The organism is Nonomuraea sp. NPDC049646 (assembly GCF_044465525.1).
Taxonomy (GTDB): Bacteria; Actinomycetota; Actinomycetes; order Streptosporangiales; family Streptosporangiaceae; genus Nonomuraea.
Genome location: NZ_JBITLU010000001.1, coordinates 193,350 through 210,524 on the forward strand (window position 1 = coordinate 193,350; position 17,175 = coordinate 210,524).

A 17,175-nucleotide genomic window follows, 5' to 3' on the forward strand; every position below is an offset into this window, starting at 1 on the left:
GAAAGATGTCTCTTGAGGTGGGAGCGCTCCCAAACAGCTCTTCACACCCTTCATCCCCTTAAATCCTGATTACGGGCGGCAAAACGCACGATTGGTAACGGTTCCGTTTCGGCGGATTGACGGACACAGCCGGTAAGTGCACCCTTTGTGGGAGCGCTCCCAAACACTCCCACCGCGGCGGAGCGCGTGCCGCGGTGCACCTCCCATCAGTCACCCGAGAAGGGGTCTCCCATGATGATCAGCAAGCGTCGCGGTCTGGCCGCGGCCTCAGCCCTGGCCGCGGCGGCGCTGACCGTCGCGTCGTGCGGCAGCGGCGACACGCCGGCCGCCGGCAACTCTCCCGCCTCCTCCGCGGCGGCGGCCGAGCCCGTCACCATCCGGGTGCAGACCTTCGGCGGCGGCTCCAACTTCGGCTACAAGAACGCCATCGAGAAGTGGAACGCCGAGCACAAGGACATCCAGATCAAGGAAGAGCACCTGACCGACCAGTTCGAGCAGCAGTACTGGCCCCAGATGATCCAGTGGCTGCAGTCCGGCAACGGCGCGGGCGACGTCGTCGGCATCGACGAGGGCGGCATGGGCCTGGCCAAGGCGCACCCCGAGTGGTGGGCCGACCTGAAGGAGTACGGCCTTGAGGGCCGCAAGGCCGACTACCCCGCCTGGAAGTGGGAGAACGGCGTGACGGCCGACGGCAAGATCTTCGGCCTCGGCACCGACATCGGCGGCATGAGCCTGTGCTACCGCACGGACCTGTTCAAGAAGGCCGGGCTGCCCACGGACCGCGAGAAGGTCGCCGCCCTGTGGCCGACGTGGGACGACTTCATGAAGGTCGGCCAGCAGTTCCAGGCGAAGGTGAAGGACACCAAGTTCACCGACGGCACCAACACGCTCTACAACGTGGTGCTCTACCAGGAGGCGGCCAAGAACGGCAACGTCGCCTACTTCGACAAGGACAACAACCTCATCGTCGACAAGAACCCGGCGGTGAAGGCGGGCTTCGACTTCGCCTCCAAGCTCAGCCAGTCCGGCCTGACGGCCAAGCTGCGCAACTTCACCGACGAGTGGGCGGCGGGCACCCAGAAGGGCGCCTTCGCCACGGTCGGCTGCCCGTCCTGGATGCTCGGCGTGGTCTCCGGCAACGCCGGCGACGGCATGAAGGGCAAGTGGGACGTCGCCTCGGTGCCCGGCGGCGGCGGCAACTGGGGCGGCTCGTGGGTGGCCGTGCCCAAGCAGTCCAAGCACCCGAAGGAGGCCGCGCAGGTCGCCGACTACCTGACCAGCGCGCAGACCGAGGCGAGCATCTTCACCGACTTCGGCAACATGCCGAGCAACAGCAAGGCCCAGGCCGACGCCGCCGTGCAGGGCGCGAAGAACGAGTTCTTCAGCGACGCCCCCATCGGTGAGATCTTCGCCAAGTCGGCGGAGAGCCTGCAGCCGGTGTTCCTCGGGGTGAAGCACGCGCAGGTCAAGAACGCGGTCGAGTCGGTCATCCAGGGCATGGACGACGGCTCGGTGGCCTACGACAAGGCCTGGCAGCAGCTGGTCGACGACGCGGTGAAGGCCGCGGGCTGATCTTGCTCCGCCCGGCCCGCGACTGGCGGGCCGGGCTTGCCGCCGAAAGGTCTGTTTATGAGCTTCGACTCTCATCCGCGGCCGGTGCGGACCAACCGTCGCCGCGCCCGCCCACCCGGCCGCTTCTGGCGCTCTCGACTCGACGTCAGAGCCATGCCGTACGCCCTGGTGTCCCCGTACTTCCTGCTGTTCGCCGCCTTCGGGCTGTTCCCGCTGGCCTTCACGCTCTACTACTCGCTCTACGACTACGACCTGGCCGGCGACACCAAGTGGGCCGGGCTGGGCAACTACGCCGCGCTGCTGGCCGACGAGGACTTCTGGAACGCCGTCACCAACACCGTCGGCATCTTCCTGCTCGCCACGATCCCGCAGATGCTGATGGCGCTGTTCCTGGCCAACGCGCTGAACAAGAAGCTGCGCTGGCGGCTGCCGATCCGCATGAGCGTGCTGCTGCCGCTGGTCACCTCGGTGGTCGCGGTCGCGGTGGTGTTCACCCAGCTGTTCGCGCGCGACTGGGGCCTGGTCAACTGGGTCCTGGGCTGGTTCGGCGGGGACAAGATCAACTGGCGGGCCGAGCGCTTCCCGTCCTGGCTGGCCATCGCCGCGATGGTCGACTGGCGCTGGACGGGCTACAACGCCATCATCTTCCTGGCCGGCATGCAGACGATCCCCAAGGACCTGTACGAGGCGGCCGCCATCGACGGCGCGTCCCGGCGGCGCCAGTTCTGGCAGATCACGCTGCCGATGCTGCGCCCGACCATGATCTTCGTGGTGCTCAACTCCACGATCGGCGGCCTGACGCTGTTCTCCGAGCCGACCACCTTCTACAACGGCAACGTGGACGGCGGCTCGCAGGGCCAGTTCCAGACGGTGGCGATGTTCGTCGTCAAGCAGGGCTTCCGCGAGTTCGACTACGGCTACGCCGCGGCCGCCGCCTGGCTGCTGTTCCTGCTGATCCTGATCGGCGCGGCCGTCAACTTCCTGTTCGTCCGGCGGATCGGAGGCGCCAAGTGACCGGCTGGAAACCGACCGTCATGACGCGGGTCATGCTCGGGGTGGCCATCTTCCTGTCGGCGTTCCCGCTGTACTGGATGCTCGTCATCGCCTCGCGCACGAACTCCGACGCCGTGTCGGTGCCGCCGAAGTTCCTGCCCGGCGGCAACCTCGGCGAGAACATCGTCGCGGTGCTGGAGAACGAGGACGCGCACTTCCTGCTCGGCCTGACCAACTCCTTCTTCAGCGCGGCGATCGTCACCGTGTCCGTGGTGATCATCTCCACCCTGGCCGGGTTCGCCTTCGCCAGCCTGCAGTTCAAGGGCCGCAACATCCTGCTGCTGCTCGTGCTGCTGACGATGGCGGTGCCGCTGCAGCAGATGGGCGTGGTCCCGCTCTACCGCATGATGGTGAGCCTGGAGTGGACCGGCACGCTGAAGGCCATCATCCTGCCGTACCTGCTCAACGGGTTCGGCGTGTTCCTGATGACGCAGTACACGCGGCAGGCCGTGCCGAACGAACTGGTCGAGGCGGCCAGGGTGGACGGCGCGGCGACGCTGCGGATCTGGTGGAACGTCGTGCTGCCGGCCGTGCGTCCGGGCATGGCGGTGCTCGGCATCAACACCTTCATGCTCATGTGGAACGACTACATGTGGCCGCTGATCGTGCTGACGCCGGACAACCCGACCGTGCAGATCGCCATCAACTCGCTCAACGCGCGCTACTCGACCAGCTACTCGCTGATCTTCGCGGGTACCGCGCTGTCCATCATTCCGCTCATCGCGGTATTCGTCGCATTCGGCCGCCAGATCGTCGGCGGACTCATGGAAGGTGCGGTCAAGGCGTGACGACACAAGAGGAACAGATTCGTCCCGGGCTGCGCTTCCCTCCCGGTTTCGCGTTCGGCGCGGCCACCTCGGCGTACCAGATCGAGGGCGCGGTCACCGAGGACGGACGCGGCCCGTCCATCTGGGACACCTTCACCAAGACCCCCGGACGGGTGCTCAACGGGCACCACGGGGACGTGGCCATGGACCACTACCACCGATACCGGCAGGACGTCGCCATCATGGCGGACCTGGGCCTGACGGCCTACCGCTTCTCGGTGTCCTGGCCGCGGATCCAGCCGACCGGCTCGGGCGCGGTCAACCAGAAGGGCCTGGACTTCTACAAGCGGCTCACCGAAGAGCTCCGGCAGAACGGCATCGACCCGTGGCTGACCCTCTACCACTGGGACCTGCCGCAGGAGCTGGAGGACAAGGGCGGCTGGCCCAACCGCGACACGGCCTACCGCTTCGCCGAGTACGCCACGATCGTGCACGAGGCGCTGAAGGACCACGTCCACACCTTCAGCACGGTCAACGAGCCGTGGTGCGCCGCGTTCCTCGGCTACGCCTCGGGCGAGCACGCCCCCGGCCGGCGTGAGCCGCGCAACGCGATCAGGGGCGCGCATCACCTCAACCTGGCCCACGGCCTGGCCGTCCAGGCGATGGACGCGCGCCGCGCGGGCGGCTGCGTCAACCTGTACGCGATCTCCCCCGAGACCGGCAGCGAGGCCGACCTGGACGCGGCCCGCCGCATCGACGGCCTGCAGAACCGGTTCTTCCTGGACGCGATGCTGACCGGCCGCTACCCCGAGGACGTCCTGAACGACATCCCGATCGACGACGACCTCGTGCGGCCGGGTGACATGAAGATCATCAACGCGCCGATCGACGTGCTGCTGGTCAACTACTACAGCCGCTTCACGGTCTCCGGCGCGCCCGGCGGCAGGGCGTCGGCGGCGGCGGCCCCCACGGACACGGCCTCGCCGTGGGTGGGCAGCGAGCACGTCTCGTTCGTCAACGGCGGCCGTCCGGTCACCGCGATGGGCTGGGAGATCGACGAGGACGGCCTGGTGGAGGTGCTCACCCGGGTGGCGCGGGACTACCCGCCGATCCCGATGGTGGTCTCCGAGAACGGCGCCGCCTTCGACGACGTGCTGGCCGACGGCCGCATCCACGACGCGCAGCGGCAGGCGTACGTGGAGGCGCACCTCGGCGCGTGCAGGCAGGCGATCGACGCGGGCGTGCCCCTGCAGGGCTACTTCGCCTGGTCGCTGATGGACAACTTCGAGTGGGCCTGGGGTTACGGCAAGCGTTTCGGCCTGGTCCACGTCGACTTCGACACCCAGGAGCGACTGCTCAAGGACAGCGCGCACTGGTACTCGGAGATCATCCGGCAGAATAGGCGACATGAACCGACCGACTCTTGAGGCAGTCGCGGCTCGGGCCGGTGTGGGCCGGGGCACGGTGTCGAGAGTCATCAACGGCTCGCCGAACGTCAGCGCGAAGGCCCGCGAGGCCGTCGAGCTGGCCATCCGCGAGCTGGGCTACGTGCCCAACAGGGCGGCGCGTGCCCTCGTCACGCGCCGCACGGACACGGTCGCCCTGGTGGTGTCGGAGTCCCAGTTCCGGGTCTTCGACGAGCCGTACTTCGCCGGCACCATCCGCGGCATCGGCTCGGCGCTGGCCGAGACCGGGCTGCAGCTGATCCTGGCGATGGCGCGCTCCCCCGAGGAGCACGAGCGGCTGGAGACGTACCTGACGGGGCAGCACGTCGACGGCGTGCTGCTGCTGTCGCTGCACGGCGCCGACCCGCTGCCGGGCAGGCTGGAGGAGATGGGCGTGCCGACCGTGCTCGGCGGCAGGCCCGTCGGCCTCGATCCCTACAGCTTCGTGGACATGGACAACCGTGCGGGGGCCCGGCAGGCGGTCAAACACCTGCTGGGCCTCGGCCGGGGCGCGATCGCCACGATCGCCGGCCCCCAGGACATGGGCGTGGGCGTCGACCGTCTGGCCGGCTACCGCGACGCGCTGCTGCCCTCGGGGCTGCCGGAGATCGTGGCCTTCGGCGACTTCTCCGAGGAGAGCGGCGCCACCGCCATGCAGGAGCTGCTGGACAGCCATCCCGAGCTCGACGCGGTCTTCGCCGCCTCCGACCCGATGGCCCTGGGCGCGATGCGCGTGCTCAAGGCCGCGGGCAGGGCGATCCCGGGCGACGTCGCCGTGATCGGCTTCGACGACTCCAAGGCGGCGCTGCACGCCGATCCGCCGCTGACCACCGTCCACCAGCCCACGGAGGCCATGGGCCGCCAGATGGCCCAGCTCCTCGTGGCCCGCATCAACGGCGAGGAGCTGCGCCAGCCCGTGGTGATCCTCGACACGCACCTGGTTCGCCGAGAGTCTGCCTGACCAGGCGTTATCCTGGCCCGGCTGCTCGCACGCCCGACGAAAGGACCTTCTCCCGTGCCCCAGCTCGAAGGCGGCGGCTACACCGCGCAGATCAGCCCGCGCGGCGCCGCGCTCAGAATGCTCCGGCACGGCGGGCGCGACCTGGTGACGACCTGGCCCGAGCAGGGCCCGGTCCCCTACTTCGCGGGCACCGTCCTGGCTCCCTGGCCCAACCGGGTGGGCGGCGCCCGCTACACCTTCCAGGGCCGCTCGCACCGGCTGGAGGTGACCGAGCCCGACCGCGGTCACGCGCTGCACGGCCTGGTCGCCGTCGTCGACTGGAAGGTGGCCGAGGCCGAGGCCGATCGGGCGCGCCTGACGTACGAGCTGGCCGGTGCCCCCGGTTACCCGTTCGCGCTGGCGCTGTCGGCCGAGCACCGGCTCGACGCGGGCGGCCTGACCACGACGGTCACGGCCCGCAACACCGGCGAGGCCGACGCCCCCTACGGCTGCGGGCCCCACCCGTGGCTGCTGGGCGAGGAGCTGGAGCTGCCCGCCGCCCGCTACCTGACGACCGACGACCGGCTGCTGCCGGCCGGCCTGGCCGACGTCGCCGGCACCCCGTACGACTTCAGGAAGCCGCGCCCGGTCGGCGACACCGTGATCGACCACGCCTTCACCGGCCTCGACCGGGGGGAGGTGCGGGCCGGCGTGGTGCGGCTCGCCTGGGACCCGGCGGTGCTGCCGTGGGTGCAGGTTTGCACGAGCCGGCAGCTCGGCTACGAGGGCGTCGCGGTCGAGCCGATGACCTGCCCGCCCGACGCCTTCAACTCCGGCACCGACCTGGTCGTGCTGCGGCCGGGCGACGAACACGTGGCGAGCTGGACGATCAGCGTCGCCTGAACCCGGAAGGGGCCTTGCGTGGACAGCAGGACCAAGCGCCGCTTATCGCCCGCCGAGCTCGACGCGCTGGCCAGGCGGGCCGTGGGGGCCGGTGTCTTCACGGCCGTCGAGCTGACCGACGGTTACGCCAACGCCGTGTGGCGGCTGACCCTGGAGGACGGCCGCGAGGTGGTGCTCAAGCTCTCCCCCTCGCCCGACCTCGACCAGCTCAGCTACGAGCGCAACCTGCTGCGCATGGAGGCCGCCGCCTACGAGCTGGCCGCCGCGGCGGGCGTGCCGATGGCCGAGCTGCTGGTGGCCGGGTTCGACGACCCGGTGCTCGGCGGCGACTACCTGATGCTGACCGCGCTCGACGGGGTCTCCTGGAACGACGTCAAGCCCGAGGGCGAGCAGGCGCTGCGCCGGGAGCTCGGCCGCCATCTGGCCGCCTTCAACGCGGTGACCGGCGAGGTGTTCGGCTACCCGCACGCCGGGATCGTCGGCTCGACCTGGCGGGAGGCGTTCCTGGCCATGGCCGGCGCGCTGCTGGCCGACACCGAGCGCTACCCGGCGCCGCTGCCCCGCCCGGCCGCCGAGATCATGGCGATCTTCGAGCGGGCCGCGCCGGTGCTGGACGAGGTGACCACGCCGTGCCTGGTGCACTTCGACGTCTGGGCCGGGAACGTGTTCCTCGACCTGACCGGCGAGCCGCGCATCCAGGCGATCATCGACCACGAGCGGGCGTTCTGGGGCGACCCGATCGCCGAGTTCGTCACCCCGACGATCTTCGACGAGCTGCGCGAGGACGACCCGCTGCTGGCCGGCTACCGCGAGGTGACGCCGCTGGAGCTGACCTCCTCGGCCCGCGTCCGGCTCGACCTGTACCGCGCCTACCTCTACCTGATCCTGCTGGTGGAGAACGGACCCCGGCAGTACCCGGAGTCCGAGTACGCCAGGGTCCGCGATCTGGCCGTCAGCTCACTGACGGACGTCCTGGACCGCCTCGTACGGCTTCCCCTTGACGCCCGCTGACAGCTTGCCGCACTGACCGCCGCCCGCGCCGTCCACCTGGTTCGGCACGCCGAGGTCGGCCGGTCCGGGGTTGTTGCCGGTGCAGGCGAGCGCGCCCTTGACCGTGACGCCCGACAGGATCGGCGCGGTGTTGCCGGTGAGCACGGCCGCGCCGCGCAGCTCGGCGCCCACGACCGTGAGCTGGGCGGCGCCGGTGACGCTGAGCACGCCATCCACGCGCGTCCTGATCAGGTGCACGGCGGCGGGCCTGGCGGCGGTGAGCGTGCCGCTGATCCGGCCGCCGTCGGTCACCAGGGAGGCGCCGGCCTTGACCGTGACCGGGCCGGTGACCTCGGCGTCCTTCAGGCAGGTGACGCCGCCGGCCACGGTGAGCGGGCCCCGGTGCGCGCCGGTGACCGTGCGGTCGCAGGCGGGCGGCGGGGCGATGGTGGTGACGGTGAAGCTCTTGGCCTGCCCGTAGTTGCCGGCGGCGTCGATCGAGCGGTACTCGACGGTGTGCCGGCCGCGCGGCAGCTTGCCGTAGACCAGGGAGTCGATGACGGTGCCCTGCTCGGTGAACGTCCAGGGCAGCTCGGAGGAGGTGGGCCAGCCGAAGTAGTTGAACCAGCCGTCGCCGTCCACCCGGGACTCCGAGACGACGTAGCCGTCGCGGTCGTCGTCGCCGGTGAGCTTCATCGTGAACGGGCCGTTGTAGACGTAGGTGTCGCCGGAGCGGGCCAGCGGCTCGGACAGCTCGTAGCCGGTGGTGGGCTCGGTGGCGTCGACCTGCCAGGTGAGCGTGGTGGCGCCGAGGGTGGCGGTGAGGGTGTGGGCGCCGGGCGCCAGGCCGGCCGCGCCCAGGTCGAACTCGGCGCCGGTGCCCGCCGGCCGGCCGTCCAGCGCCCAGGTGACGGCGGGGACGGACGCCGCCGGGTGGGTGGTCTCGACGTACACGACGGTGTCGCGTCCGGCCGGGCGGTCCGTCGGCGTGGACGACACGACGGCGGCCTGGACGCCGTCGGGCGGCGTGCTGAGCGTGGTGTCCACGGTCCAGGTGCGGGTCCTGCTCATGGCCGTCCGGATGGCCGGGTCCCGGACGAACTCCGTGGGGTCGGCGACCGTGGCCGTGACCGTGTGCGTGCCCGCGGCCAGGCCCAGCGTGCGCAGGTCGAGGACGTCGGCGTCGCCGGGCAGGTTCTTGCCGTCCACGGCCCAGGTGGTGGTCAGCGAGTGCCCGGCCGGGCGCATCGGCTCGACCCAGAGCACCCGGTCGGCCCCGACGGGCGCGGCGGTGGGCGCGGAGTCCTGGATCAGCGTGGTCTTGGCGGTGATGCGCTGGGTCATGACCTCGCGGCTGACCTGGTCGAAGTAGTAGCCGAGGGTCTTCATCATGGAGTGCTTGCTCGGCCGCCACACGCCGCTCGTGTAGTACAGGCCGCCCTCGTAGCGGGCGATCGGGCCGCCGGACTCGCTGTCCTCGCCCAGCCACCGCCACCACTTGCGGCGCTGGTCGAGCATCTGCTGCTCGGTCAGCAGGCTGTGGTGCGCGCTGGAGGGCTCGGCGCCGCCGTAGGTCCCGCCGGGGACGCCGCGCTGGTAGTAGTCGTACTCGTCCTGGAGGCCGCCGAGGGAGTGGCCGAGCTCGTGCGGGCTGATCAGGGCGGACATGGAGTTGCTGCCCGAGGCGGTGGCGTAGCTGCCGCCCGCGCCGCCGTAGGTGCCGCTGTTGGCCAGGGCGAGGATCTGCCGGTTGCCCGACGTCGTCCCGGTGACCAGGTTGGCGAACCGGGTGGCGGCGGAGTTGTCCATGGTGATCAGCCGCTGCACGCTGCCGGGGTTGCAGCCGCCCCAGAAGCCCATGCTCAGCGGCGTGGTACGGCGGGGCGCGTCCAGGCCGGGGTCGCAGCTCACGCCGGACTCGCCGGAGACGATGTCGATCCGGTAGACGTTGATGTAGTCGCGGTAGGTCTTGAACGGCTCGATCGACCACATCACGTTGAGGTGCCGGTCCACGTCGGCCCGGAACTTCGCCTGCTCGGCCTCGGTGTAGCCGTCGCCCATGACGATCAGGTTGAACCGCTTGGCCGGGGCGCCGGTCACCTGGACCGGCACGACGGTGGCCGCGCCGGGCCCGTCGGCGGCTGCGGACGCGTGGGCGGATGGGACATATAGAACAGCGGCGGCCAGCACCAGGGCCGCGAATCTACGCATGTCATGCACTATCGGCCCGATGGATGCGGCAGTCTCATCCCATAAGGGCATAACTCCGGAGTGATAGCTTCTGCGGGATGCAGCTCGAACTGAGACATCTCAGGACGCTGCGCGCCATCGCCGACCACGGCAGTGTGACCAGGGCCGCGGCGGCGCTCGGCGTCTCCCAGCCCGCGCTCACCGCCCAGCTCGGCCGGATCGAGCGCCTGCTCGGCGGGGCGGTCTTCACCCGCGACCACCGCGGCGTGGCGGCCACCGCGTTCGGGGAGTTCGTGCTGGCCAGGGCGCGAGTGGTGCTGGCCGGGGTGGACGACCTGCTGGCCGCCGGGCCGTACGAGCTGGCCGGGCAGGCGGTCCGGGTGGGGGGCTTCGAGAACCCCGTCGTCGTGCCCCTCGTCGCCAACCTGGCGGGCGCGCTGCCCGAGGCGCGGATCACGCTGCAGACCGAGCACTACGTCCGGGTGCTGGTGGACATGGTGGCCAACGGGCGGCTCGACGTGGCGCTGGTGGCCGACTACCCCGACCACGAGCTGCGGCCCGGCCCGGCCATGGGGATGGGCGTGGTGGCGGTCGAGCCGGTGTTCGTGGCGCTGCCCGCCGCCCATCCGCTGGCCGGGCGTACCGAGGTGGAGCTGGCCGAGCTGGCGGGCGAGCCGTGGGTGCTGCCGCCGCCCGACGGGATGGGCTGGCCGGAGCACCTGCTGGAGGCGTGCCGGCGGGCCGGGTTCACGCCGCGCGGGCGGTACCAGCTCGTGGAGGCCGGGGTGCGGCGGGAGCTGATCGCGGCCGGGCACGCGGTGTCGGCCTGCCAGGCGCTCTACGACCCGGGCGAGCGGGTGTCGGTGCTGCCGCTGCGCGGGAACCCGCTGTGGATGCGCCAGGTGCTCATCTGGCGGTCGTCGTTCGCCGCGCACGCGCCGGCGCTGCTGGAGAGCGCCCGCGCGGCCCACGCCGCCGTGGCGGCCCGCAGCCCGGTCTACACCGCCTGGACGGCCCGCTACGGCCGCCCGCCCCTCCCCTCCTGACCCCGCCCCGCTCACCGCCGCCCGGGGCACGCCGGAGGGCGGCGGGGGCTTGCTCATTTCCGGGGACGTGACACAATCTCATTGGGTGATGAATTATGACTTGTGTGATAGCCGGAGGCGGTCCCGCCGGGGCCGTGCTCGGACTGCTGCTGGCCAGGGCCGGCGTCGAGGTCACGCTGCTGGAGAAGCACGCCGACTTCCTGCGTGACTTCCGCGGCGACACGATCCACCCCTCCACCCTGCGCGTGCTGGCCGAGCTCGGCCTGGCGGAGGACTTCCTGAAGCTGCCCCACCGCAAGGCCCACGAGCTGCGGCTGGTGACCGACGCCGGCGACATCAGGCTCGCCAGCCTGCGCGGCCTGCCGGGCGGCTACGACTACATCGCGTTCGTGCCCCAGTGGGACTTCCTCAAGCTGGTCACCTCGGCCGCGAGCGCGTACCCGAACTTCCGGCTGCTGATGAACGCCGAGGCCCACGACCTGATCCGCGAGGGCGGGGCCGTGCGCGGGGTGCGCTACCGCGACCCGTCCGGCGAGCACGAGCTGCGGGCCACGCTGACCGTGGCGGCCGACGGGCGGCACTCGGCGCTGCGCGCCCGCGCCGGCCTGGTCCCCCAGGACCTGCACGCGCCGATGGACGTGGTCTGGTTCCGCCTGCCCCGCCACGACGACGACCCCGACGACACCTTCCTGCGCATCTCCAGCGGCCACATGATGGTCGCCATCAACCGCGAGACCTACTGGCAGCTCGCCTACCTGATCCCCAAGGGCGGCTTCGGGCGGCTGACCGGGCAGGGCATCGACGCCCTGCGCCGGCCGGTGGCCACGCTGCTGCCGTACCTGGCCGACCGGGTCGGGCAGATCGAGGGCTTCGACGACGTCAGCGTGCTCACGGTCGCGCTCAACCGGCTGCGCCGCTGGCACCGCCCGGGATTCCTGTGCATCGGGGACGCCGCGCACGCCATGTCGCCGGTGTTCGGGGTGGGCATCAACCTGGCCGTCCAGGACGCGGTGGCCGCCGCCAACCTGCTGGCCGCGCCGCTCGCCGCGGGCCTGCCGATCCCGGAGTCCGTCCTGCACCGGCTGCAGCGGCGGCGCATGCTGCCCACGCGGGTCACCCAGGCGGCCCAGCGGCTGGTGCAGAACCGGGTGATCACGCCTGCGCTGGGCCGGCGGTTCGACGCGTCCAGGATGCCGCGCGACCTCACCAGGATCCCGCTGCTCAACCGGCTGCCGCGGCGTTTCATCGGCCTCGGCGTGCTGCCTGAGCATGTGAAGTCTCCCGAAAGCTGATAAATGCATTCTCACAACGTGGACAAGGGGGTCGGTGGTGCCGGGTCAGTGGAATACCCTCGTATCTCGTGAGCAGCAATCTCGTGGATCTCGATTCCTGGCGAGCCCTCCCCGCGGCCCAGCAGCCCGACTGGCCCGATCGCGGTGAGCTCGACAAGGTCGTCGCCGAGCTCGGCGGCCTGCCCCCGCTCGTCTTCGCCGGCGAGTGCGACCAGCTCAAGAGGCAGCTGGCGGCCGTCTCGCGCGGAGAGGCGTTCGTCCTGCAGGGCGGCGACTGCGCCGAGACCTTCTCCGGCGCGACCGCCGACAACGTGCGCAACAAGCTCAAGACGTTGCTGCAGATGGCGATCGTGCTGACCTACGCGGCGAAGGTGCCGGTCGTGAAGATCGGCCGGGTGGCGGGCCAGTTCGCCAAGCCGCGGTCGAAGGGCACCGAGATCCGCGACGGCGTGGAGCTGCCGGCCTACCGGGGCGACATGGTCAACGGGTTCGAGTTCACCGCCGAGTCGCGCGAGCCCGACCCGTGGCGGCTGCTGAAGGCATACCACTCCTCGGCGGTGACGCTCAACCTGGCGCGCGCCTTCACCAAGGGCGGCTACGCCGACCTGCGCCAGGTGCACGCCTGGAACCAGGACTTCGTGGCCGAGTCGCCCGCCGGGCGCCGCTACGAGCAGCTCGCCCGCGAGATCGACCAGGCGCTGGCCTTCATGCGGGCCTGCGGGGCCGAGCCCGAGGAGTTCCACACGGTCGAGTTCTACTCCTCCCACGAGGCGCTCATCCTCGACTACGACCGGGCGCTCACCCGCATCGACTCGCGCACCGGCCTGCCCTACGACGTCTCGGCGCACATGGTCTGGATCGGCGAGCGCACCCGCCAGCTCGACGGCGCGCACGTCGACTTCTTCGCCGGCATCCGCAACCCGATCGGCGTCAAGCTCGGCCCGACGACCTCGCCGGAGGAGGCGCTGGCGCTGATCCAGAAGCTCAACCCGGACAACGAGCCCGGCCGGCTCACGTTCATCACCCGGATGGGCGCCTCCAAGATCCGTGAGCACCTGCCCACCCTGGTCAAGGAGGTCACGGCCGCCGGCGCCCAGGTGGCCTGGATCTGCGACCCGATGCACGGCAACACCTTCGAGGCGCCCAGCGGGCACAAGACGCGCCACTTCGACGACGTGCTCGACGAGGTCGCCGGGTTCTTCGAGGTCCACCGCGCGCTCGGCACCCACCCGGGCGGCATCCACATCGAGTTCACCGGCGACGACGTCACCGAGTGCGTGGGCGGCGGCCACGAGATCGTCGAGGGCGACCTCGGCACCCGCTACGAGACGGCCTGCGACCCGCGGCTCAACCGCGGCCAGTCGCTCGACCTCGCCTTCCGCGTGGCCGAGCTGTACCGCGGCTGAGCTCCCCGAGGCTGGGCTCCGCCGAGGCTGGGCTCCGGCGGGGCTGAGGTCCACGGGGCTGGGCCGTACCGCTGAGCGTGGTGTCCACCCAGGGTGAGCCGGTTCCGCGCGGCGCGTGCTCGTGACGCGCGCCGCGCGGGAAACCGAACCGAATTCCAGTGCGGGCGGGGTCGGCGAGGCTATGATCACCCGAAGGACCGAAATTTCGGGAGAAATAGTGGACAGTGCCCCCGAGGGGGTCGACCCCAACGTCCCCAACGTCGCGCGGATGTACGACTACTACCTCGACGGCAAGGACAACTTCGCGGCCGACCGCGCCGCGGCCGAGCAGATCCTCAAGGTGTTCCCCAACACCAAGGAGGCCGCCCGCTCCAACCGGGCGTTCCTGCAGCGGGCCGTGCGGCATCTGGTGGACTCGGGCGTACGGCAGATCGTCGACCTGGGCGCCGGGCTGCCGACGCAGGGCAACACGCACGAGATCGCGCCCGAGGCCCGCGTGGTCTACGTCGACTACGACTCGGTGGTCTGCGTCCACGGCCGGGCGCTGCTGGCCCGTACGGACAACGTCGACATCCTGCAGGCCGACATCCGCGAGGTGGACACCCTGCTGGACAAGCTGGGCGCGCTGATCGACTTCGACCAGCCGGTGGCCTTCCTCATGCTGGCGATCCTGCACTTCATCCCCGACGAGCAGGCCCACCCGATCGTGGCCCGGCTGCGCGAGGTCAGCGCCCCCGGCAGCCATCTGGTGATCAGCCACGCCATCGACGCCAAGCCCGACACCACCCCGCAGGCGCTGGAGGTCTACAACCAGGCCACGGCCGCGCTGAGCCTGCGGACCGACAAGGAGATCCTGGCCTTCTTCGAGGGCTACGAGCTGGCCGACCCGGGCCTGGTCTTCCCCCAGGACTGGCGTCCCACCGAGCCGCCCGCCCTGACGAACGGCACCGACGTCGGCTACGTCGGCGTCGCCCGCAAGCCCTGACGGACGGCCGGATCCGCGCCCGGGGCCCTCGCCCCGGGCGCGGTCAGGGCAGGGCCGCCAGGAGTTGCCGCACCCGGGCCGTCGGCGGCCCGGCCGGCACGGCCAGGTACGTGCGCACCTCGGGCTCGTCCAGGCCGGCGTAGGCCACGCCGCGGACCGGCGGCAGCTCGTCGAAGACCGGGTAGAACAGCGTCCACGACGGCGGGCCCGAGGCCAGGTCGATGAGCGTGTCGTGCAGGCCGGTGAAGGCCGGGCCGCGCGGCGGGTCCACGCCCGCCCGCGCCAGGGCTCCGGTGACCAGGTCGTGGAAGGGCGGGTTGCGCTCGCGGGGGGCGAGCCGTACGGGCAGGTCGCCGAGCTGGGCGAGGCCGAGCGCACCGCCGCCAGCCGCTCGGCCAGCCCCTGTTTGCTGAGCCGGACCCGCAGGCCGGGGTCGAGCCGGTCGAGCATCGGGTACAGGCGGGTGCCGGGCGCGGCGGACACGCCGAGCCGCAGGGTCGTCTCGGCCAGGTGGCCGGTGACCGCCCGGCGGGCCCGTTCGGCCGCGGCCAGCACCGCGCGGGCCTCGGGCAGCAGCCGCTCCCCCGCCTCCGTCAGCCGTACGTGCCGGGTCGACCGGTCGAACAGGCGCGCGCCCAGCTCGCGTTCCAGCCTGCTCACCTGCTGGCTGACCGCGGGCTGCACGATGTGCAGCCGCTCGGCGGCCCGGCCGAAGCCGCCCTCGTCGGCGACGGCGACGAAGTAGGCGAGCTGCCGCAACTCCACTGTGTCTCCATTCATCATGATCCGTGATGACTGTCCAGGAGAACGTCTCCTGGTTCGCCCGCTCTTCCCGCGATGGACTGGCCCGCATGAACGGGAGTGGATCGATCGGGATCAGGCTGGGCGCGCTCTTCGGCCCGGCCGTGTTCGGCGTCACGGCGGCCGGGGTGGCCCTGCCGGACGTCGCCGTCGAGCTGGGGGCGCGTCCTGCCGCGGTGGTGTGGGTGCTGACCGCGCACGCGCTGGCGCTGGGCATCGGGACGGCGCTGTTCGGGCGCCTGTCGGACGCGTGGGGGGTGCGCCGCACGCTGCTGCTCGGCTCGGCGGTGCTGGCGTCGGGGGCGCTGGCCTGCCTGGTGGCGCCGTCGCTGCCCGCGCTCGTGGCGGCGCGGGCGGTGCTGGCGGCGGGGTCGGGCGCGCTGTCGGCGGTCGCGCTGAACCTGGCGGCCACGGCCGAGCCGGAGCGGCGCCAGGCGGTGCTGGCCTGGTTCGGCAGCGCGATGGCGGTGTTCTCGGCGGGCGCGACGCTGGCCGGCGGGCTGGTCACCCAGGCGTTGTCGTGGCGGCTCACGCTCGCGCTGCCCGCGCTGGCGCTGGTGGCGGTGCCGTTCTGCCTGCCGGTGGCGCGGCGGGCGGGGTCGGGCGGCCGGGTGGACGTCGTGGGCGCGGGGCTGCTGGCGGCGGGCGTGTCGGCGTTCCTCGTGCTCGTCCAGTCGGCAAACCTGGGACTGGCCTGGCCGGTCGCGGCGCTGGCCGGGGTGGTGGCGGCGCTCGCGGGGGCCGCGCTGGTCCGGCGCACCCGTACGGTCGCGGGCGCGTTCGTCCCGCCTGACCTGCCGGCCGACCGCGTCTTCCGCAGGGCCGCCCTGATCGGCGTCGGCGTGTACGGCGGCCTGTTCGCCACCATGTGGGCCGCCCCGCAACTCCTGGCCGGGGTGCACGGGTGGAGCGTGCTGACGATCGGCGCCTGGCTGCTGCCGGGCGCGCTGGTGGGCGTGGTGCTGGCCAGGATCGCGGGCACCCGGTCGTGGCTGCTGCCCGCCGTGGCGGCGGCGTTCGCGCTCTGCCTGGTCGCGGCGGGGCTCGCCGGGGCGCTCACCGGCGGGCAGGCCGGACCCGGCGGGCCGGCGGGATGGGCCGCGGTGCTGCTGGTGGTGGCCGCCTCGCTCGGGTTCCCGGCGTTCTCGCTGGCCCAGGTGGTGATCACGGCCCGGATGTCGGCGAGCTTCCCGGTGGAGCGGCGCGGCGGCGCGATGGGCCTGCTGAACCTGACGTTCTTCGTCGGCGGCGGGATCGGGCTGGGCGTGGCGGGCGCGCTGTCACGCCTGGCCGGGCTGCCCGGCACGCTCGTGGTGATCGCGGTGTTCCCGCTGGCCGCCGCCCTGGCGCGGGCGGGGCGACGCGAGGGCCCCGCCGTGCAGGCGGGGCCCGCCGGGGTCAGTTCTGCTCGGCGTTCTTCAGCTCCTCGCTGAGCTCGGCCCGGATCGCGTCCATGTCGAGGGCGCGGACCTGGCGGATGAGGTCCTCCAGGGCCGGGGCCGGGATCGCGCCGGCCTGGGCGAAGACCACGATGCCGTCGCGGATCGCCATCAGCGTGGGGATCGAGGTGATGTCGAAGCCCTGGGCGAGCGCCTGCTCGGCGTCAGTGTCGATCTTGCCGAAGGTGATGTCGTCGTGCTTGTCGGAGGCCGCTTCGAAGATCGGCCCGAACTTCTTGCACGGCGGGCACCACGTCGCCCAGAAGTCGAGCAGCACGATGCCCTTGTCGGCGATGTCGTTGAAGTTCTTCTCTGTTACTTCGATGGTCGCCACAACGGCTCCTCG

Annotated in this window: 15 protein-coding genes and 1 pseudogene; 12 read left to right on the top strand and 4 right to left on the bottom strand. The window is 71.7% G+C overall.

Annotation, left to right across the window (positions count from 1 at the left end):
- The first annotated feature begins 231 nt into the window (after positions 1-231).
- The 7 genes from ACIBQ8_RS00885 to ACIBQ8_RS00915 are packed head-to-tail and all read left to right on the top strand — an operon-like array spanning position 232 to position 7,691.
- On the top strand, positions 232-1,572 hold the full coding sequence (locus ACIBQ8_RS00885; protein ID WP_358293029.1) for an extracellular solute-binding protein: 1,341 nt from the start codon (positions 232-234) through the stop codon (positions 1,570-1,572).
- Between the two features lie 57 nt (positions 1,573-1,629).
- Positions 1,630-2,586, top strand: coding sequence for a carbohydrate ABC transporter permease (locus tag ACIBQ8_RS00890; protein WP_397167928.1), 957 nt, complete (start codon positions 1,630-1,632; stop codon positions 2,584-2,586).
- Positions 2,583-3,413 carry a carbohydrate ABC transporter permease gene (locus tag ACIBQ8_RS00895; RefSeq protein WP_358293033.1) on the top strand — a complete coding sequence of 277 codons (831 nt, stop codon included), beginning with the start codon at positions 2,583-2,585 and terminating at the stop codon, positions 3,411-3,413. The genes ACIBQ8_RS00890 and ACIBQ8_RS00895 overlap by 4 nt, the downstream gene beginning before the upstream one ends.
- Positions 3,410-4,819 (top strand): GH1 family beta-glucosidase, encoded by a 1,410-nt coding sequence (locus ACIBQ8_RS00900; RefSeq protein ID WP_397167930.1) that lies wholly within the window; start codon positions 3,410-3,412, stop codon positions 4,817-4,819. Before ACIBQ8_RS00895 ends, ACIBQ8_RS00900 begins: the two co-directional genes overlap by 4 nt.
- Complete coding sequence (locus ACIBQ8_RS00905) at positions 4,800-5,798, top strand: LacI family DNA-binding transcriptional regulator (RefSeq protein WP_397167932.1); 999 nt, start codon at positions 4,800-4,802, stop codon at positions 5,796-5,798. The genes ACIBQ8_RS00900 and ACIBQ8_RS00905 overlap by 20 nt, the downstream gene beginning before the upstream one ends.
- Positions 5,799-5,852: 54 nt before the next feature.
- Positions 5,853-6,680 (top strand): aldose 1-epimerase family protein, encoded by an 828-nt coding sequence (locus ACIBQ8_RS00910; protein ID WP_397190619.1) that lies wholly within the window; start codon positions 5,853-5,855, stop codon positions 6,678-6,680.
- An 18-nt stretch (positions 6,681-6,698) separates the two neighbouring features.
- The gene (locus ACIBQ8_RS00915; protein WP_397190620.1) at positions 6,699-7,691 is read left to right on the top strand and encodes a phosphotransferase family protein; all 993 of its coding nucleotides are present in this window, start codon (positions 6,699-6,701) and stop codon (positions 7,689-7,691) included.
- Here the strand turns inward: ACIBQ8_RS00915 and ACIBQ8_RS00920 are convergent.
- Positions 7,638-9,881, bottom strand: a complete 2,244-nt coding sequence (locus tag ACIBQ8_RS00920; RefSeq protein WP_397190621.1) for a M64 family metallopeptidase — start codon at positions 9,879-9,881, stop codon at positions 7,638-7,640. The two genes, ACIBQ8_RS00915 and ACIBQ8_RS00920, sit on opposite strands and share 54 nt — an antisense overlap.
- 77 nt (positions 9,882-9,958) lie before the next feature.
- Here ACIBQ8_RS00920 and ACIBQ8_RS00925 point away from each other — a divergent pair, with 77 nt between their 5' ends.
- The 4 genes from ACIBQ8_RS00925 to ACIBQ8_RS00940 all read left to right on the top strand — a co-directional run bounded on the left by ACIBQ8_RS00925 (position 9,959) and on the right by ACIBQ8_RS00940 (position 14,589).
- Positions 9,959-10,906: a LysR substrate-binding domain-containing protein gene (locus tag ACIBQ8_RS00925; protein ID WP_397167939.1), complete on the top strand. Its 948-nt coding sequence runs from the start codon at positions 9,959-9,961 to the stop codon at positions 10,904-10,906.
- 95 nt (positions 10,907-11,001) lie between these two features.
- The gene (locus tag ACIBQ8_RS00930) at positions 11,002-12,198 is read left to right on the top strand and encodes an FAD-dependent oxidoreductase (protein WP_397167941.1); all 1,197 of its coding nucleotides are present in this window, start codon (positions 11,002-11,004) and stop codon (positions 12,196-12,198) included.
- A 68-nt stretch (positions 12,199-12,266) separates the two neighbouring features.
- Complete coding sequence (locus ACIBQ8_RS00935; protein WP_397167943.1) at positions 12,267-13,604, top strand: class II 3-deoxy-7-phosphoheptulonate synthase; 1,338 nt, start codon at positions 12,267-12,269, stop codon at positions 13,602-13,604.
- A 217-nt stretch (positions 13,605-13,821) separates the two neighbouring features.
- On the top strand, positions 13,822-14,589 hold the full coding sequence (locus ACIBQ8_RS00940; RefSeq protein WP_397167945.1) for an SAM-dependent methyltransferase: 768 nt from the start codon (positions 13,822-13,824) through the stop codon (positions 14,587-14,589).
- Between the two features lie 43 nt (positions 14,590-14,632).
- Here the strand turns inward: ACIBQ8_RS00940 and ACIBQ8_RS00945 are convergent, their stop codons facing one another.
- A complete protein-coding gene (locus tag ACIBQ8_RS00945) occupies positions 14,633-14,860 on the bottom strand; it encodes a hypothetical protein (RefSeq protein ID WP_397190622.1) in 228 nt (75 codons plus the stop codon).
- 368 nt (positions 14,861-15,228) lie between these two features.
- A pseudogene (locus ACIBQ8_RS00950) lies at positions 15,229-15,372 on the bottom strand (LysR family transcriptional regulator); the annotation flags it as partial.
- Between the two features lie 8 nt (positions 15,373-15,380).
- Between ACIBQ8_RS00950 and ACIBQ8_RS00955 the strand changes: the two are divergent.
- Positions 15,381-16,823: an MFS transporter gene (locus ACIBQ8_RS00955; protein ID WP_397190623.1), complete on the top strand. Its 1,443-nt coding sequence runs from the start codon at positions 15,381-15,383 to the stop codon at positions 16,821-16,823.
- Here ACIBQ8_RS00955 and ACIBQ8_RS00960 read toward each other — a convergent pair.
- A complete protein-coding gene (locus ACIBQ8_RS00960; RefSeq protein WP_352351738.1) occupies positions 16,789-17,163 on the bottom strand; it encodes a thioredoxin family protein in 375 nt (124 codons plus the stop codon). The two genes, ACIBQ8_RS00955 and ACIBQ8_RS00960, sit on opposite strands and share 35 nt — an antisense overlap.
- Positions 17,164-17,175: the final 12 nt, after the last annotated feature.

Bases quoted from the DNA above. Each gene is read 5' to 3' on its own strand.
- ACIBQ8_RS00885 (WP_358293029.1), top strand. From the start codon at position 232: ATGATGATCAGCAAGCGTCGCGGTCTGGCCGCGGCCTCAGCCCTGGCC.
- ACIBQ8_RS00890 (WP_397167928.1), top strand. From the start codon at position 1,630: ATGAGCTTCGACTCTCATCCGCGGCCGGTGCGGACCAACCGTCGCCGC.
- ACIBQ8_RS00905 (WP_397167932.1), top strand. From the start codon at position 4,800: ATGAACCGACCGACTCTTGAGGCAGTCGCGGCTCGGGCCGGTGTGGGC.
- ACIBQ8_RS00920 (WP_397190621.1), bottom strand. From the start codon at position 9,881: ATGCGTAGATTCGCGGCCCTGGTGCTGGCCGCCGCTGTTCTATATGTC.
- ACIBQ8_RS00925 (WP_397167939.1), top strand. From the start codon at position 9,959: ATGCAGCTCGAACTGAGACATCTCAGGACGCTGCGCGCCATCGCCGAC.
- ACIBQ8_RS00930 (WP_397167941.1), top strand. From the start codon at position 11,002: ATGACTTGTGTGATAGCCGGAGGCGGTCCCGCCGGGGCCGTGCTCGGA.
- ACIBQ8_RS00955 (WP_397190623.1), top strand. From the start codon at position 15,381: ATGACTGTCCAGGAGAACGTCTCCTGGTTCGCCCGCTCTTCCCGCGAT.